The organism is Phocaeicola dorei (genome assembly GCF_013009555.1).
Classification (GTDB): domain Bacteria; phylum Bacteroidota; class Bacteroidia; order Bacteroidales; family Bacteroidaceae; genus Phocaeicola; species Phocaeicola dorei.
In genome coordinates this window covers 4,302,756-4,318,797 of record NZ_CP046176.1, presented here as the reverse complement: position 1 = coordinate 4,318,797, position 16,042 = coordinate 4,302,756, and the positions used below count along the sequence as shown (strand labels likewise).

Here is a 16,042-nt window from a genome sequence, read left to right as displayed (position 1 = left end):
TTTCTGCACAATTTACTCTTCTATTGCATTTTCTATGTCTTCAATACTTGGCAGTTTCTCTGCCAGTGTCTTTTTCAGTACTTCATCAAGTTCATAGGTTGCTATTCCCAACGGTCGGTCGATGCCTTCAAAAGCCCATTTAACCACCGTCTCGTTTTTCGACTTGCATACCAGCAGTCCTATACTGGGGTTGTCATTGTCATCTTTCAAAAGATGGTCTGCCGCCGACACATAGAAGTTGAGTTTACCGGCAAATTCAGGCTCAAATTTCACGACTTTTAGTTCAAGCACGACATAGCATTTCAGCTTTGTATGATAGAATACCATATCCGGAAAGTAGCTGGTTCCACCAGGCATGCGAAGTTCCATCTGACTTCCAACGTATGCAAAACCTGTACCTAATTCCAGCAGAAACCGACGGATATTGTGTTCTAAGGCTTCTTCAAGCATGTGCTCATTGTATGGTTCTCGCAATGTGAGGAAATCGAAGTTATAAGGGCCTTTCAATATTTCTTGTGCCAGTTCATCTTGTGGTTGTGGCAACTTGTCGTTGAAATTGGTCTGCGCTTTTCCTCGTTTTTCATAAAGACTTGCTTTCTGCATATTCATCAGCGTGGCGCGACTCCAGTTGCCGGCAATCACTTCGTTTATATAGAATAATGCTTCGTTCACAGTCTTACTCTTTGCCATGATTTCAATGTGATGTCCCCAAGGCACAAGAGCGAATTTTTGTGGCATGGATAATTCGTCAACAAGTTGTTGGCAAATTGACTCATCATCGCTTGTATAGAATCTGAACCACTGTGCCGCATACCGCAAGTTGGTGTATGATAATCCTTTCATACCAGGAAACTCATCTCGCAAATCAAAGCTGAGCTGTTGCAAAACACCACTTCCCCATGCTTGTTCCGCTTTCATCTTTACAATGTCACGACCTAAGCTCCAATAGAACTCCAGCAGCGTGCTGTTTACTTTGATGGCGGCTTTTATCTGACTGTTTCGCAAACGAGATTTGATATCGGCAAACCATTGCTTATATTCTGCGGTTATAGCAAATTTATCTCGCTTTACGAAATGAGGTTCTTCTTCTTTATTGCTTGTTTTCATGGTCTTATGCTTTATGTGTCAGCTTACTTTTATCTTGCCTGTCACTACGTTGGTAATGAGGCTTTGTTTCAGTTCTTGAAGATAAGCAATTTTTTTCTTTTGGGTAGCGATAATGTGGTCAATCTTTGAACATTTTGTATCAAGGTAGGTGGCGATTTGTTGTTGCTCGGAAAGAGGAGGTATTGGAATCTTTGTTTTATTCATATCACCCATTGTAATGTGCATCATTGTACTTCCATGCATATCGCTCATTTTTTGATTTGTCACTGCTCTTAATAAATAATATGAATACATTTTATCCATTGATGTAGCCAGTTGCACTTTCCATATATGGTAATGATATATTGTTTTTGCTTCATTCCAAATATATGGGCCAACTGAAGCTGACCAAGCATATAGTAAATCATCCTTATCACAATACTTATCGGGTTCTAGTTCCATATTTGAATAGTACCACGAATCATTTGTGAAGAAGTTTCCAACACGAAGTACCTTGTATTTTCCACTTGGTAGCAATTCGTTTTGTGAATACGCACGTCCGTTTATAAGTCTTAAGAAGAAACGTAAACAGGCGATGTCCCAGTGCATAGGAATATTACCAATCCAGTTTACACCACTGTCTTTTAGTGGCGTATTTGGATTCAATCCCCGTGTCACGGCACGAGTGATAAGTGATTGTTTAAGTTCACCAAGATATTCTATTTTCTTTTCTGCCTTAGCAATCATCTTGTCAATCTTCTCGGTCTTGACATCAACGTAGGAGGCAATGGATTGCTGTTCGGATAACGGAGGAACAGGGACTTTTAATTTTCTGATTATATCTTGGCTTATATTAGGTTGTCCACCTCCAAATGATGATAATAGTAATTCTTCTTTAGCTATGATAAATGAATAAAAAGTATACTTTGGGCATATTCTTTTAGATGGTACAATTATACAACAGGCTTGATTGGTTGCTGTCTCTATATCAAGTAAACCAACTTTACCAATTGTTGCTCCATACATTGCAATCACAACAGAATGAATAGGATAGAACTTCATTTTGCATTCATCTACAGCTTTTGGGGTTATTTTCTTACTTGTTTCAGTTATCAATCCATTATTTAAATCACCTGTTTGAAGCCAGTTGAGACCTTTTTCTGAATAATAGTCTTCACGCGAGGATAATGGCGTTGTACCACTTCCTATTATTGGATGTACACGTGATATCTTTATCGCCTCCCAATGATTGGGTATTTCTCCAATCCATTTCACTCCACTATCTTTATAAGCATCATATTTCTTCATCATCCCTCTTTTTAATCATTCAACAATGAAGATAATTCCTGTTCTTCATCTTCTTCAAGTGCCCGAATATCCGCAAGGATATCCTCTACTGAGCGTAGCGGCTGATATTCATAAAACAGTTTTGAAATAGGGAACTCGCAACCTATCTTATCTTTCTCTCTATCCATCCATGCGTCAGGAGCAAAGCGAAGGACTTCGTTTTGAAAATACTCTTGAATATCCGTCTTGAATGGAATCGATTCATAGTCACGCAAATTAGTGTCAGCGACCAAGTCGCTGTTATCATCAAGTGGTATGACATGAACCTCGGGGGCAGTTTCAGACACTTCACCAAAGAAGGTGCGACAATCTTTGATAAGTTTTGCGGTAGTCTTTATCTTTTTTGACTCCAAGTAAGCAAAGAACTCAGCATCGGTGCGCTCTGTATCAATATCGTCCAACGCAATGATGTTTGCCAAAGCTTCGCTCTGTTTCTTTTCATCGAGCGCAGCATATTTTGTCTTCACATCCTTGTATATAAGACGGAGAGGACGTTCAACGGTAATATAAGTATAGAAGAAATCATCCTTATCCATAAGTTTTGCATTGTCGCAAGTCTCAAAAGCATGGTAGATACGACCTATTTCACTTCGACCGTAATCGCTGACCAAGACATTTTTCATACCGAGGTTCTTGCGCATAGGCTGTACGTACTCGTCTTTAGCTGCATTTATCAGTAGCACTTTATTCTTGTGGCTTTCGGGCTTTTTGTTATCAAATATCCAAAGGTAGGTAGCGATACCTGTGCCATAGAACAAACCGCCGGGCAAAGCAATGATAGCGTCAAGTAAATCATTGTCAAGCATGTGCTTGCGAATATTGCTCCAGCCGGAACCTGCACCACCGTTAAACAATGGTGAGCCATTAGAGAGAATGCCTACACGACTGCCTTTGGGGTCCATCTTATGGAGCATGTGCAAGGTGAATAGTAACTGACCATCGCTTTTGTCGGGCAGTCCCGGAGCAAAGCGGCTGTTTTTATCTTCCGCTTCGGCAGAAACGGAGTCGTATTCACGTTTCCAGTCCACACCGTACGGAGGGTTCGCCAGCATAAAGTTGAACTTTTGGTCGCGGAACTCATCGACAAGAAGCGTGTCACCTACAGCGATGCCCTTTGCTTCGTCCCCTTTCATGATGATATCACTCTTGCAGAGTGCGTATGTTTTGTCGTTTAATTCCTGACCAAACAGGTTGACGGTTACATCCACTCTACGCTCCTTTGCTGTTTCTTCTATGGTGTCCTTGGTCAATGTCAGGATGCCGCCTGTACCACAGCAGGGGTCATACACAGAGATTATCTTCCCATCTTGGTAAATCTTATCTTCTTGGCCGAGCAAGGTAATCTCCGTCATCAAGCGGACGATGTCACGAGGAGTATAGAACTGACCGGCACCGATACCTACAGATTCTTTTGCGTAACGAATGACAATTTCGAAAACAGTACCCATCATGTGGTTGTCTACTTTGTCGGGACTGAGGTCGATGTTCAGTACAAAAGCTTTAGTCACTTGGAGCAGCAGGTTCTTGCGGGCAAGGTTTGAGAAGATGTCGCTCAGGCTTGCGTTTTCACCTTTACCGGTGAAGTTTTTCAGAATCTCACGGATGTTTGGACTGAAACCTTTAAGGTAGGTCTTAAAGTTGTTCGTCAAGTCGGCAGGAACTGTTATCAACTTAGAGAGTGACAGACCACTCGTGTTGTAGAATTTGTAGCCGGCAGCATCCATGAGCATCGGCATCATATTGTCGATATCCTCTTGTGAGGTCTGACCAAGTTCTTCAAGCTGCTTCATGTTAGTTGCCACAAGGGCCTCTGAACCTACAAGTACGCAGTCCAGACGGCGGAGGAGAGTGAACGGAAGAATTACATCCTCCACGTCCTTATTGTCATATACATTGCGAAGGAGCTCCTTCACGTTCCATATCATCTGACCTAATTCTTCTGCTGTCATATTGGATTTTTCATTGTTCGTTTCTAGTCATATTGTGTATAGTCTTTTACTCAAATACAAAAATAGTGGATTATTCTCAAATTCTTTTCTCGTTGACTAAAAATCTATTTCCGTTTACCAATGTCTTTTTCCAAGTTGCTTCTTGGGCATAGCTAAGACTTTTTATACGGATGACTAATTCTTTTTATACAGCATACTAAGACGCCCCATTGCAATAGGATATACGTCCTGCTGTCGTAGGATGTAGTAAACATTTGTATAAAAAGCCTTAATAATACGGAAGAAAGGCTTTATATCTGTGATGAAGTTTTAGGGGATCAGCAACGAACTGTCTCCATAGCTCAGGAACCTGAAATCATGTTCCAAAGCATAGTCATAAATCTTTCGCCAGTTTCCTCTCACAAAGGCAGAAACCAATAGCAGTAATGTACTTTGTGGTTGATGGAAATTGGTGACCATTTTCCGGACTATTTTGTATTGATATCCCGGTGCGATGATAATTTGAGTACTGCTATGCAACGCTTCCATTTCGTGGCGGTGCAGATAATCCAGAATTTGTTGCAGGGCTTCCACTGGAGTCAGTTCATTCTTATCTTCATAGGGCATCCATTGCTGTACGTGCAATTCGTTTTGGGCGGCATCAGGGTTATGGTGGATAAGGACCCCGATATAATAAAGACTTTCCAGGGTGCGTACAGAAGTGGTTCCTACCGCAATGGCTTTTCCATTATGGGCGATTAGTTTTTCAATGGTATGCTTGCTTACAGAAATGTATTCCGTATGCATCTCATGTCCCTCTATCTCTTCACTTTTTACGGGCTTGAAAGTACCTGCGCCTACGTGTAAAGTCAGTTCCTCACGGTCAATTCCCCGTTCGTCCAGCGCTGCCAGTACTCTTTCCGTAAAATGAAGCCCTGCGGTAGGAGCGGCAACGGAACCTTTTATCTTTGAATAAACCGTCTGATAAGTTTCCTTGTCACTTTCTTGTGTTTCACGGTTCAGGTAGGGAGGGATGGGCAGTTCACCTATTACTTCCAACAGGTCGGCAAATGTGATTGAATCATCATCCCATGAGAAATCAATCCAATGACTGGTTCCCCTACACTCTCCACGGGTGGCGGACAGGACAATTTGCTTTCCTTTCACATCCACCACGCGGCTTAACGTACCTTTTTTCCATTTTTTCAGATTACCTATCATGCATAGCCAGCTGCACCGGCGTGTTTGTTGAAAACTTAGCACATAGTCATTGGGCTGGATAGGTTCCAGACAGAAGACCTCTATCAATGCCCCTGTTTCTTTACGGAAATGCAGACGCGCTTGAATTACTTTGGTATTATTGAATATCATCAATTCTCCGGATTCCAAATATTGCGGCAAAGAAGTAAAGACATCTTCGTTCACCTCACCGTGGCGGTAAACTAACAGTTTGGACTGGTCGCGTGTGGCGAGGGGGAATTTGGCGATCCGTTCATCGGGTAGCGGGTAGTTGAACTCACTTATTTTGATATGTTTGGTATCTTCCATCTGAATCTATTTCTTTTTCTGCGCAAAAGTACCGATATTTGCGCTAACTAAAAAAGAAAAGAGTATGAAAATAGGAGATAAAGTCCGTTTCCTTAGTGAGGTAGGGGGCGGTGTTGTGACAGGATTTCAAGGAAAAGACATGGTCTTGGTAGAAGATGCCGATGGTTTTGATATTCCGATGCCCATAAAAGAGTGTGTGGTTATAGACACGGATGATTATAACATGAAGCGTAAACCCGTAGCTCCGGCTCCTAAACAGGAGGTTGTCAGTGCAAAGGCAAAAGGAGCGTCAGTCAAGGTACGTCAGGATGAAGAGGAGGATGAACGTCCCATTACTTATCGTCCGGCTGAGCGAAAAGGGGGGGATATCTTGAATGTGATGCTTGCTTTTGTACCACAAGATCTCAAGGCCATTTCAGCAACGGCATTTGACTCGTATCTTATTAACGACAGCAATTTCACATTGTACTTTACTTATCTTACTGCCGAAGGAAGTAACTGGCGGGTACGTAGCCATGGCACGGTGGAACCGAATACTAAATTCTATATAGAGGAATTCGAGAAAAGCGCTTTAAATGAATTGGAAAGGGTGGCGGTGCAGTTCATCGCTTTCAAGGATAACAAAAGCTTTTTGTTCAAGCCTGCCGTATCGGTAGAACTACGTATAGATACAGTGAAGTTTTATAAACTGCATACTTTCCGTGAGAGTATTTTCTTTGAAGAACCGTCACTTATTTATGATATTGTGAGAGATGATGTTCCGGTGAAACAGGTTTTTGTTTCAGCGGAGGATATAAAGGATGCATTGCTACAGAAAAAAGAACCGGAACCGCAAATGGCAAAACAACCACAACCCAAGAAGGTGAAGAGTGAAATTGTAGAGATTGATCTCCATGCTCACGAGTTGCTGGATACGACTGCCGGTATGAGCAACAGCGAGATATTGAATTATCAATTGGATGTTTTCCGCAAGACATTGGAAGAATACAAGAACAAGAAGGGACAGAAAATTGTCTTTATTCATGGTAAGGGAGATGGTGTGCTACGCAAATCTATCTTGCAGGAGTTGAAATATAAATATAAAAACTATGAAAGTCAGGATGCTTCGTTCCGTGAATATGGTTTCGGGGCTACGATGGTGATTATTCACTAAAAGTCTTTCATTCATACAGATTGTAATATGACAACATTGAAAGAATTTTTGAAGACGGATCGTTTCGCTACCTGTACGGGAGTGGAACTTCTTGAAATAAAGCCGGGTTATGCCCGTGCGCGTATGGAAGTGACTGATCGTCATCTGAACGGAGGAGGGGTATGCCAAGGGGGAGCTTTGTTTACATTGGCAGATTTGGCTTTTGCCGCTGTGGCGAACAGCCGTAAGAAGCTTACACTTTCCGTGAATGCCAATATCACTTTTCTCCGTCCCGCCAAACTGGGTTACGTGTATGCCGATGCTACTGAGGTGTTCAATCATCATCGCATTCCTTTTGTCGAGGTGAAGATAACAGATGAACAAGGAGAACTGATAGCTATATTTACTTCATCAGGCTATCGTAAAGAATCAGATTTGCCGGTAGATACGTTAGAGTGATTCACGAGAATAAAAAAGCCTGTTACCGTTTTTCGGCAGCAGGCTTTTTAATGGTTATCGGTGAAGATAATGTTTCGTTATCCTATCCTTCTTTTACTTTAGCTTTTCCTATTCTTCCCGGTTCTACAAACAGATATTTGTAGCCTACACGAATACTTGCCAGATGCAGTGTTTTTAAATGTGCGCGGCGTACTAGCAGAGCGGTCATTTCATGAATACGCCCGTCAACATAGCCTATCATCTCACTTTCTGTTGTGTTTTCAGAGCCGTAAGTACCTGCTCCTTGAACAATCATAAAAGGTGATTCGGTACCTGCTTTATCCATACCGATAGCAATAGCCACATAAATCCACATAGGACCATGAGCAACTACTTTACGTGCTGTGGCTGTGCGGCTTTCGCCTTTTGTCAGTGTCTTGTGGCAACAGCCTTCTATGGATTTGATTTTCTTTCCCAAATCATATACGGTTACTTTGTCATCGGCGGCATCCAAAGGTTGCTCGAATAAAATTGTGTCTTTTTTGTCCGGATAGCTGATGTGATAACATTCATATTCCGGTTGCATTCCTCTAGGTTCATCATCGCCCACGGAACCTGCTACAAGTTTAACTTCAAGAAAAGAGCCGTTCAGGGCGGTTTCATATACCGCATCCGTCAAAGCGGCGTTACTGGTTAATTCTAATTCTTTCATAAGTCAAGGTTTTTAATAAGTTTCTCTCATAACATTAGGTGGAAAGAAAAGTTCGAAATAGTTTGATAAGGAACAAAAACGGGTGTTAATAGATGAAATAAGGAGATTGGTCGATAACTCTTGTCTCAATGATAATAAAGCTTTAATTTTACTTGTGGAAAAAGAAAAAGTTTGAGAATCAAGATTGAGTAGAAGAAAGGTGGACGGATTATTAGTTTGTCTGGATAGAGGGATCGATATGGTTGTAGGAAGGATATGAAGAAGCAGTTTTATAAATACGTTAATAATAAGTTTGTTAGTAAATAAGGTCGGATGAGGCTTTGTTTATAAGGAAAACGCTCGTTGTGAAACGGGCGTTTTTGATTTTGTATCAGTATGTGTTTAAAAGTAAATCCTACAAAAAACGTTCTATTCGGTGAAGAATAGAACGTCTTTTTATAGAATGGAATGAAGTTTACAAACGATAGTCGGCTAAATCATCTGCTTTTATTTTACGGATGAAATTGAAATGTTTTTCTATTTCAGCTTCTGCATAGTTTACATATACATGGGCTGACTTGGCGAACAATTCAGGTGCTTTTGTCGCATCTTGGATAAGAAGATGTGACATGATGCATACGGCAGCCATTTCATAAAGACGGCGTGCAACGAAATCAAGCAACTCTTGATTCTGGGCCTCTTTTACTGCATTAGTGCATGCGTCAAATTTGTTGGCCATTTCTTTCACACGGTCCATCAGCGGTTGCATTTCTTCACTGCAAGGAATAGCCTCGTAATTACGTAAGGTTGCGATATAAGAACCGTTGGTTACATAACGGATAGCGGCTACAGTCTGCAACTGGGTCGTTCCTTCGTAAATGCTGGTGATGCGTGCGTCGCGATAGATGCGCTGGCAAGCATATTCCATCATGAAACCTGAACCACCGTGAATCTGGATACAATCGTATGCATTTTGGTTGGCATATTCAGAGTTCATACCCTTGGAAAGCGGAGTAAAACTGTCTGCTAGCTTGGCGTAGACTTTTTGTTCCTGACGTTCTTCAGGAGTCAGTTTGCGTTCGCGGGCAATATCATCCAATGCTTTGTAAATATCCACATAGCGTGAAGTCTGGTAAAGCAATGCACGGCCTGCATCCAGTTTGGCTTTCATGATAGACAGCATGTCATATACTGCTGGGAAATCGATGATGGCTTTTCCGAACTGCTTACGTTCTTTGGCGTATGCCAGTCCTTCGTTGTAAGCGGCTTGTGACAAACCTACTGACTGGGCGGCGATACCCAGACGCGCACCATTCATCAAGGCCATTACGTATTTAATCAAACCGAGCTTACGGTCACCGCAAAGTTCGGCTTTCGCGTTCTTGTAAACCAGTTCGCAGGTAGGAGAGCCGTGGATACCTAATTTATTTTCGATGCGGCGTACATCTACACCTCCTTCGTTTTTGTCATAGATGAACATAGACAAACCACGTCCGTCTTTGGTTCCTTCTTCGCTACGTGCCAATACCAGGTGAAGATTAGCGTCACCGTTAGTGATGAAACGTTTCACACCGTTCAGACGCCAGCAGTTGTTGGCTTCATCGAAAGTAGCTTTCAGCATTACTGACTGAAGGTCGGAACCGGCATCGGGTTCGGTCAAGTCCATAGACATGGTTTCACCCGCACAAATACGGGGAATGAAACGGCTGTGCTGGTCTTCGTTACCGAACTCATACAGCGTTTCGATACAGTCTTGCAAAGACCAGATGTTTCCGAATCCCGCATCGGCAGCGGCAACAATTTCCGCGCACATGGTGTACGGGGTGATGGGGAAGTTCAAGCCACCGAAACGACGAGGCATGGTCATACCGTTCAGTCCGGCTTTTACCATAGCGTCGAGGTTCTGCTTGGTTCCTGAAGCATATTCCACACGTCCGTTTCCACAGTGAGGACCTTCTTCGTCTACCCCTTCGGCATTGGGAGCGATAGTTTCACCTGTAATCTCACCTGTGATCTCCAGAATCTTATCGTAAGAGTCCATTGCATCGGCATAATCCTGCGGTGCATAATCGAACTCGTCTTTATCTCTATAGTCGCGCTCTTTCAGTTGGCAGATGCGCTCCATCATCGGATTGTTCAAGTGATACTTGAGTTCCGGTATATCGGTATAAAAGTTTGCCATTACTTACTGTTCTTTTTATAATACTTAATCAATTTCGGAACGACTTCTTCCACAGTGCCGTTAATCACATAGTCGGCAATGGTGTTGATCGGAGCGTTCGGGTCACTGTTTACAGAGATGATGATACCTGCATCCTGCATACCTGCGATGTGCTGGATTTGTCCGGAGATACCGCAAGCGATATACAGTTTGGGACGGACGGTTACGCCCGTCTGACCAATCTGGCGGTCATGGTCTGCATAACCTGCATCGACAGCTGCACGGCTGGCACCCACTTCGGCGTGAAGTTCTTTGGCCAGTTCGAACAATTTGTCAAAACCTTCTTTAGATCCCATTCCGTAACCTCCGGCAATCACGATAGGTGCGCCTTTCAGGTTATGTTTGGCTTTTTCTACATGGCGGTCGATGACTTTTACTACATAGTCTGTTTCAGGAACAAACTTGGCAACGTCGTGGTTCACCACTTCTCCCTGGTAGCTTTCATCCAGAATCTCTTTCTTCATCACGCCTTCGCGAACGGTCGCCATCTGCGGACGGTGCTCGGGGTTGACAATGGTTGCAACGATGTTACCACCGAAGGCGGGACGAATCTGATACAACAGATTTTCGTAAGTGATGCCATTTTTCTTGTCTTCGTGGGTACCGATTTCCAACTGGGTACAGTCGGCAGTCAGTCCGCTAGTCAATGCGGAAGATACACGTGGTCCCAGATCGCGGCCGATAACGGTAGCGCCCATCAGACAGATTTGCGGTTTTTCTTCTTTAAACAGATTCACCAAGATAGAAGTGTGGGGCAGTGAAGTATAAGGGAACAGACCCGGAGCATCGAATACATGAAGTTTGTCTACTCCGTAGGGCAATACTTGTTTTTCAATTCCTGCAAGGCCGGTTCCGGCAGCGATTGCCTCAAGCTGGCAGCCTAACTGATTAGCTAATTTACGGCCTTTGGTTAAAAGTTCGAGACTCACATCGGCCACTGTTGTGCCTTCAATCTCGCAATATACAAATACATTATTCATAATCGTTATCCTATTGTATGGTTAGCTAACAGTTCGACAATCAATCCTTCCACATCCTGGTCGCTTCCTGTCATGGTCTTGCTTTCTTTTGCCTGGAAGACGATGTTTTCAATCTTCTTCACTTTGGTGGGAGAGCCTGACAGACCGCACTGCTTGGTGTCTCCTTCTACATCGGCCACACTCCATTCAGTGATATTCAGGTAAGGGAATTTTTCATATAGTTCAGCGTAAGGCAGTTCAGAACCGTCTTTAGTGATGGCTGCTTTTTCCTGTGTACCGAGAGCGCGTTTGTATTTCTGTAACAATTTGGCATTGCGCGGACGGCAGGGAGCTGCACTTCCGTTCACTGTCAGTACAATAGGCAGAGGACCTTCCACTGTTTCTACCCCGCCGTCAATATGGCGTTTTACAGTGATGCGGCGGGCAGTTTCGTCCACATTCAGAATTTCTTCCGTATAAGTAATCTGGCTTAACCCCAGTTTTTCCGCTACCTGCGGACCTACCTGTGCGGTATCACCGTCGATAGCCTGACGGCCACCGATAATCAGATCACATTCGCCTATTTTGCGGATAGCCGTAGCGATGGCGTATGAAGTGGCCAACGTGTCAGCACCGGCAAAAGCACGGTCGGTCAATAAATATCCATTGTCTGCTCCTCTGTATAAACCTTCACGAATAATTTCGGCAGCGCGTCCGGGGCCCATGGTCAGGATAGTTACCGTAGAGCCGGGATGTGTGTCTTTCAGTCTGAGTGCCTGTTCCAAGGCGTTCAGGTCTTCCGGATTGAAGATGGCCGGAAGTGCCGCACGGTTGATAGTACCGTCAGCGTTCATGGCATCTTTCCCCACATTGCGTGTGTCGGGAACTTGTTTTGCCAGTACTACAATTTTTAAACTCATATACTTTAATATATTTGGTATTAGTAATATTCCGACGGCAAATTTACTTAAACAATTTGAGCGACAAAAGGATATGGGGAGAAAATATGCACAAAAAGGTGAGGTTTGAGCATGAATCGAGGAGGATACAAATGTTTTTATGATAATTCTATTGTAAAATAAAAGCGGAAATGTTTGTTTAAGTGGAAAGTTTTTATGTTCTTTATAAAAAGTGATACAATGAAAACATTCACCTCCAAATGCAATCAAACTAAATGGCCTTCGTGGACTGTCTGTTTCTGATGATAGGGACAGACGGTATCTTTTTCATCATACATCTTTGAATCATCATGAGATATCCCTATTTTAAACTTAAAAAAATATATTATGAAAAGAACACTTAAAATGGCATTGATTGCCTCATTGGCAGTTGGTGGAAGTTATGTTTTGTATGGTTCTCGAAACAAAGAAGAATTGTCCGATTTAGCTTTGTCAAATGTGGAGGCCTTGACTTTAGGTACGAAGGATTGTATGTATCAACGTAATTCACGTTGTTATGAACTCGTTGTAGGTCCTCCGGGCGAACCTGTTATTATTGAGACAAGTAAGGAAGCAAATTGGGTAAATCGATATACCATTCCTGAGTAATTAGACATTTATGTAATACGGGACAAAATAAATAGGCATTAAGCATTTGTTTTGTCCCGTTTGAAGAGTATTAAAATTATGATTAAAATAAAATTGTATTATTCGATTGTTGCCATCCTTTTTTTATTTCCTGTGTCAGTAACAAAGGAAATGACTTTTTATCTATTCCCACCAAACCGATCTATGGCTTTTATTATGATAAAGAAATTATCTCCAATGAGTTGGTTACATTCTCTTCTTTTGATTGTGGAATTCTTATGGTTCAACGTTGTAAATTTTCCGGTGAACCTATTTGTCAGATTCTAGAGGAACAGACAGGCGAAAGAGTGGGTAGCTTTGGAAGCAGTGGACAAGGGCCTGGAGAATTTATAGCTACTGAATTTATTGGAAAAACAGAGGGGGACGATACTTTATATTTTGTTAATTTGCCTTCTACTGTCCTGTTGTATGCACGGGAGGAAAAGAGTGCTGATTCACCGATGGTGAACTGGTAGGCAAGTACGCATTGGAACACCAAAGCATGAGTGTGCTTCTTTCTCAATATACCCCTCGGTTGTACTTGTTAAATTGTGAATCGGAATGTAATGTTGAAATATTTGAGATGGATGATATCCTGAAAGCAAAATTATGAAAATCCTGCTTTATGTGTTGTTGGCTTTTGGGGTATTTTGTTTCTTCTCGTGTAAAAGGATAGAAAAGGAGCAGTTGACTTTTTTGATGAAAGAATGGACTCGAAAAGAAATTCTCTTTCATGATAGAGCTGTTTTATGCTGGGAGACAATATACACCATTCATTGGATTCACGACATTGGGGATTGGTGCCTGATGATTTCATTGTGGGTGTAGTACAATGGATTTGGTATTCAAAAGATGAAGAGCAAAATTCAATTCGTTGGAATCGAATCGGTAGAGTAGATTGAAATAAGAGATGCGAAAGGTTATAGTTCTATGCTTGTTCGGATAAAAACGTATAAATGATGCGTTGTGATATATGTTGTATGAAAAGTTTTTGTTAATATTGTCATCATTATGAGTTTGTTTTTGTTGTATGATGAAATAATAACTGAAGAATTATGAAGAAAGTATTGTTTTTATTCGTCTTTTTGCTTCTGAGTGTAGGAGCTATGGCGCAAAAGGTAATTTACGATGAAACCAACCAGACCGGAGTGCGTACAGTGGTATGCGAGGGTATGAATCTGGGTGTTTCCAATAATATGGACGTATATGTGGCACTCGCTGGATTTCAGTATAAAAGTACCATACGTTATTCGCTGGCTGTTACTATCGGGTCGGGGCATGAGGTGGAAATTCTTAATGACAGTAAGTGTGTCCTGACGTTGGATAATGGAAAGACATTAGAGCTGCCTACGGTAGCAGGCGGCGCTTCCGTATTGCAGCATGTAGATGTGGAGATGAGTGATGTGTATCAAAGTTTCCGCCGTTTTGCCTATTATAATATAAAGGCTAAAGAATTGAAGAAAATCAGCAAAAACGGTATTGTACAAATGGATATACAGTTATCTCCCGAAAACTATTCCATTGCATTTAATCAGGATGTCTTGGGAAGTATGCTGACTGGTTCTATGTCATTAATAAATAATATGTTTGGTAAATAACTTCTCTTTTCATATTTTATGGTTCAGCCTTTTCTTCTCAGAAGGAGAGGCTGTTTTGTTTTTGAAAGTCAAAGGGTTAAACAAAACGTTGCTTCATGTGTTTTCCTAATGTTTTTTAATGTGATAAACTTATGAGGAAAATACGTAGATGGGGAGCATGGCTCCTTTTAATCATTCCTTTGGCACTGAATGCCCAGCAGCGGACCGAAAAATTATTGAATGTACCCTTGCCGGAACATTGGCAAGAAGAGGATGCGATGTTTCAACAACAGCTTCCGGTGGATGACCATTGGTGGACTGTATTTCAGGATGCCACACTGGATTCATTGATTCATGTGGCTGTCAGGCAGAATCCGTCTGTCCTTACTGCCTTGAATCGTATAGATATGGCGAAAGCGAATCTGAGGATAGCCAGAGGAGGCTATTATCCGGCTTTGTCATTGGATGCCAGGTGGAACCGCCAACAGACTAGTGGTAATACCGGTACGGGACAGCCTCAATCCAGAGTGGGGTATTATGATGCAACGGTTAATATGAGCTGGCAGGTGGATGTGTTCGGTTCCATCCGCCAACGGGTGAAAGCGCAGAAAGAAAATTTTGCGGCAAGTCGTGAAGAGTACAATGCGACGATGGTAAGTCTTTGTGCAGAAGTGGCGTCAGCCTATTTTAATTTGCGTGAGGCCCAACAGGAACTCAGTGTGTTACAGCGCAATGCTTTATCTCAAAAGGCGGTAGTGGATATAACTGAAGTGCGTTATAATACCGGATTGGCTTCCAAACTGGATGTGGCTCAGGCTAAATCGGTTTATTATAGTACATTGGCTTCTATTCCTGCTACAGAATCCGGTATTATTCAATATATGAATGCGTTGGCTGTATTGCTCGGGCTTTATCCTCAGGATGTGACGGCTGCACTGGAAACGGGAAAACCGTTACCCGATTATATAGAGCCGGTAGGGGTTGGTCTTCCCGGACAATTACTTTTACGACGTCCCGATGTACGGGTTGCCGAACGTCAAGTCAATGCACAAGCAGCCCTGTTGGGAGCTTCTAAGACCGATTGGCTTCCCTCATTTTTTCTGAACGGTTCCTTCGGCTATGCTTCACATGATATGAAAGACTTTACTAAACGTAGCAGTATGACATGGAGCATCGCTCCCTCTATGAGCTGGACGATTTTTAATGGTGGCCAGCGTGCGAATAATGTACGCTTGCAGCGTGCACAACTGGATGAGACAATCAATCAGTTCAATATTACGGTTCTTACAGCAGTGCAGGAGGTGGATAATGCCATGAGTAGTTATAAGAATTCCATCAAACAGATTGTGGCATGTCGTGAGATGCTGAATCAGGGGAAAGAGGCATTTAAACTTTCATTGGACTTATACAAACAGGGGCTGAGCCCTTTCCAAAATGTGTTGGATGCACAGCGTTCGTTACTGTCATACGAGAATTCATTGGTGCAGGCACAGGGATATTCATTGCTTTGTCTGATTCAGATGTATCAGGCATTGGGTGGAGGCTGGTAG

General features: G+C 42.5%; 15 protein-coding genes. 7 read left to right on the top strand and 8 right to left on the bottom strand.

Annotation, left to right across the window (positions count from 1 at the left end; genetic code table 11):
• Positions 1-12: 12 nt before the first annotated feature.
• From GKD17_RS17900 to GKD17_RS17885, 4 genes are all read right to left on the bottom strand, one after another.
• A complete protein-coding gene (locus GKD17_RS17900) occupies positions 13-1,107 on the bottom strand; it encodes a PDDEXK nuclease domain-containing protein (protein WP_007831054.1) in 1,095 nt (364 codons plus the stop codon).
• An 18-nt stretch (positions 1,108-1,125) separates the two neighbouring features.
• A complete protein-coding gene (locus tag GKD17_RS17895; RefSeq protein ID WP_007831055.1) occupies positions 1,126-2,397 on the bottom strand; it encodes a restriction endonuclease subunit S in 1,272 nt (423 codons plus the stop codon).
• Positions 2,398-2,405: 8 nt separating this feature from the next.
• Positions 2,406-4,382 (bottom strand): class I SAM-dependent DNA methyltransferase, encoded by a 1,977-nt coding sequence (locus GKD17_RS17890; RefSeq protein WP_007831056.1) that lies wholly within the window; start codon positions 4,380-4,382, stop codon positions 2,406-2,408.
• Positions 4,383-4,691: 309 nt separating this feature from the next.
• On the bottom strand, positions 4,692-5,909 hold the full coding sequence (locus GKD17_RS17885; protein ID WP_007831057.1) for an S-adenosylmethionine:tRNA ribosyltransferase-isomerase: 1,218 nt from the start codon (positions 5,907-5,909) through the stop codon (positions 4,692-4,694).
• A 64-nt stretch (positions 5,910-5,973) separates the two neighbouring features.
• Between GKD17_RS17885 and GKD17_RS17880 the strand changes: the two genes are divergently transcribed.
• Together GKD17_RS17880 and GKD17_RS17875 are read left to right on the top strand one after the other, a co-directional pair.
• A complete protein-coding gene (locus GKD17_RS17880) occupies positions 5,974-7,062 on the top strand; it encodes a DUF2027 domain-containing protein (protein ID WP_007831058.1) in 1,089 nt (362 codons plus the stop codon).
• A gap of 27 nt (positions 7,063-7,089) precedes the next feature.
• Positions 7,090-7,500, top strand: coding sequence for a PaaI family thioesterase (locus tag GKD17_RS17875; protein ID WP_007831066.1), 411 nt, complete (start codon positions 7,090-7,092; stop codon positions 7,498-7,500).
• A gap of 82 nt (positions 7,501-7,582) precedes the next feature.
• On the opposite strand, the gene GKD17_RS17870 is transcribed toward GKD17_RS17875, so the two are convergent.
• The 4 genes from GKD17_RS17870 to GKD17_RS17855 form a co-directional block, all read right to left on the bottom strand.
• Entirely contained in the window at positions 7,583-8,191 is a 609-nt protein-coding gene (locus tag GKD17_RS17870; protein ID WP_007831068.1) for a histidine decarboxylase, pyruvoyl type, read from the bottom strand.
• A 454-nt stretch (positions 8,192-8,645) separates the two neighbouring features.
• Positions 8,646-10,352 (bottom strand): acyl-CoA dehydrogenase family protein, encoded by a 1,707-nt coding sequence (locus GKD17_RS17865; RefSeq protein WP_007831071.1) that lies wholly within the window; start codon positions 10,350-10,352, stop codon positions 8,646-8,648.
• Positions 10,352-11,371: an electron transfer flavoprotein subunit alpha/FixB family protein gene (locus GKD17_RS17860; protein WP_007831072.1), complete on the bottom strand. Its 1,020-nt coding sequence runs from the start codon at positions 11,369-11,371 to the stop codon at positions 10,352-10,354. The genes GKD17_RS17865 and GKD17_RS17860 overlap by 1 nt, the downstream gene beginning before the upstream one ends.
• Positions 11,372-11,376: 5 nt before the next feature.
• Positions 11,377-12,270, bottom strand: coding sequence for an electron transfer flavoprotein subunit beta/FixA family protein (locus tag GKD17_RS17855; RefSeq protein ID WP_007831073.1), 894 nt, complete (start codon positions 12,268-12,270; stop codon positions 11,377-11,379).
• Positions 12,271-12,636: 366 nt separating this feature from the next.
• On the opposite strand from GKD17_RS17855, the gene GKD17_RS17850 reads away from it, so the two are divergent.
• The 5 genes from GKD17_RS17850 (at position 12,637) to GKD17_RS17830 (ending at position 16,042) form a co-directional block, all read left to right on the top strand.
• Positions 12,637-12,897: an NVEALA domain-containing protein gene (locus tag GKD17_RS17850; RefSeq protein WP_007831074.1), complete on the top strand. Its 261-nt coding sequence runs from the start codon at positions 12,637-12,639 to the stop codon at positions 12,895-12,897.
• A gap of 257 nt (positions 12,898-13,154) precedes the next feature.
• Positions 13,155-13,391, top strand: a complete 237-nt coding sequence (locus tag GKD17_RS17845) for a hypothetical protein (protein ID WP_007831075.1) — start codon at positions 13,155-13,157, stop codon at positions 13,389-13,391.
• 273 nt (positions 13,392-13,664) lie between these two features.
• Positions 13,665-13,817, top strand: coding sequence for a S26 family signal peptidase (locus GKD17_RS23630; protein WP_008674139.1), 153 nt, complete (start codon positions 13,665-13,667; stop codon positions 13,815-13,817).
• A gap of 153 nt (positions 13,818-13,970) precedes the next feature.
• The gene (locus GKD17_RS17835; RefSeq protein ID WP_007831078.1) at positions 13,971-14,513 is read left to right on the top strand and encodes a hypothetical protein; all 543 of its coding nucleotides are present in this window, start codon (positions 13,971-13,973) and stop codon (positions 14,511-14,513) included.
• A gap of 131 nt (positions 14,514-14,644) precedes the next feature.
• Positions 14,645-16,042 carry an efflux transporter outer membrane subunit gene (locus GKD17_RS17830; protein ID WP_007831082.1) on the top strand — a complete coding sequence of 466 codons (1,398 nt, stop codon included), beginning with the start codon at positions 14,645-14,647 and terminating at the stop codon, positions 16,040-16,042.